Genomic DNA, 1,680 nt, shown 5'->3' with positions numbered 1-1,680 from the left:
GGGTTCTTGTTGCTGACTTCTAATGAAGTTCACTTCACAAGCTCTACGGACATGTCCTGCCCTGACATTTTATTACGCGTGGACGATAGCTCGCCCACGCCTCAATACGTTTAACGCTCCAACCACATCAGCATTTTCTGTGTAGCCACATTCTACACACTCAAAATTAGCCTGTGTTTGGCGATTTTCTTTTGCTACATGACCACAACAAGGGCAAGTTCGACTGGTATTTTGCGCTGGCACTGCCACTAAAAATCCGCCTTGCCATTGCGTTTTGTAGTCCAACTGACGGCGAAACTCAAACCAAGATTGATCTAATATCGCTTGGTTCAACCCTGATTTTGCAGCAACATTTTTGCCTGGTGCTTCCAACGTGCCTTTAGCTGATTTTGACATATTTGACACCTGCAAATCTTCAATATAGATCATGGCGTGGTTTTTGCTGATTTTACTTGAAGTCTGATGCAAGAAGTCTTTGCGACAATTGGCAATTTTATGGTGCAGTTTGGTAATTTTCGCTTTTAATTTCTGCCAGTTTTGACTAAATTTAACCTTATTTTTGAGTTGGCGTTGGAGTTTTGCTAATTTGCCTTTGTAGGTTTTAAAGGCGTTTAATGGCTCAAAAAATTCACCGTTTGAAAGCGTGGCAAAACGTGCAACGCCCATATCAATACCGATTTCACCGCCTTTATGTGTCGGGATTTCGTACTCAAATTCAGTTTGAATACTGACAAAATAGTGACCGCACTTTTGGCTGACGGTAACATTTTTGATTTCACCAACGATATCTCGGCTGTTGCGATAGCGAACCCAGCCAATCTTTGGCAGATACAAGCGGTTATTTTGTTGCTCTAATTTGCAACCTTGCGGAAAGCGAAAACTCTCTTTTAAACCTTTTTTCTTAAATTTTGGGAAGTCTGCTCGCTTTTGAAAGAAATTTTTAAACGCACTTTCTAGGTCTTTTAAAGACTGTTGAAGCACTTGAGAATGGCATTCTTTTAGCCAAACGAATTCTTTTTTCCATTGTGGAAGCAAGTTGGCGATTTTAGTGTAACTGAACTTAAAGCGGTTATCTTGCTCGTATTGTTCATTTTGCCAAGCCAACGCCCGATTGAACACAAAACGAGAGCAACCACAGAACTGTTTAATTCTGCGGATTTGGCTACCATTTGGCATTATCTCGAACTGAAAGGCTTTGCGTAGTTGCATTGACAAGGTTTAGAATGTAAGTTTTCAACATTTTACACTTGGTCTATGCAAAAAGAAACAGAAATTAGACATGGTAGGCATTGCGTTTTTAATATGCATGTTCACTTAGTCTTTGTAACAAAATATCGCCGTGATGTTTTTACGAAAGCCATTTTAGACGAACTCAAATTGATTTTTGAAAGCGTCTGCAATGATTTTAAAGCAAAATTAGTTGAATTTGACGGTGAAGACGATCATATTCATTTACTTGTGGAATATCCACCGAAAGTGGCTGTATCTACACTTGTAAACAGTTTAAAAGGGGTATCAAGCCGAATGATTAGGAAGAAAAACTACCCGAACATCCGCAAAAAACTTTGGGGCAATCAGCTTTGGTCTCCGTCTTATTTTGCGGGGAGTTGCGGTGGTGCACCGATTTCCATTATTCGCCAATACATTGAGCAACAACAAACACCTGATTAGTTAGGTTTG

General features: G+C 39.9%; 2 protein-coding genes. One reads left to right on the top strand and one right to left on the bottom strand.

All coding sequences use genetic code 11. The features are described 5' to 3' along the window. Positions 1–72: 72 nt before the first annotated feature. A complete protein-coding gene (locus ACFFHK_RS09785; RefSeq protein ID WP_382371939.1) occupies positions 73–1,209 on the bottom strand; it encodes an RNA-guided endonuclease InsQ/TnpB family protein in 1,137 nt (378 codons plus the stop codon). A gap of 45 nt (positions 1,210–1,254) precedes the next feature. Between ACFFHK_RS09785 and tnpA the strand changes: the two genes are divergently transcribed. Continuing rightward, positions 1,255–1,671, top strand: a complete 417-nt coding sequence (gene tnpA, locus ACFFHK_RS09780) for an IS200/IS605 family transposase (protein ID WP_382371937.1) — start codon at positions 1,255–1,257, stop codon at positions 1,669–1,671. Positions 1,672–1,680: the final 9 nt, after the last annotated feature.

Source organism: Gallibacterium trehalosifermentans (assembly GCF_042433055.1).
GTDB classification, from domain to species: Bacteria; Pseudomonadota; Gammaproteobacteria; order Enterobacterales; family Pasteurellaceae; genus Gallibacterium; species Gallibacterium trehalosifermentans.
The sequence above is the reverse complement of the archived record's forward strand: the minus strand, read 5'-3'. Positions and strand labels throughout refer to the sequence as shown.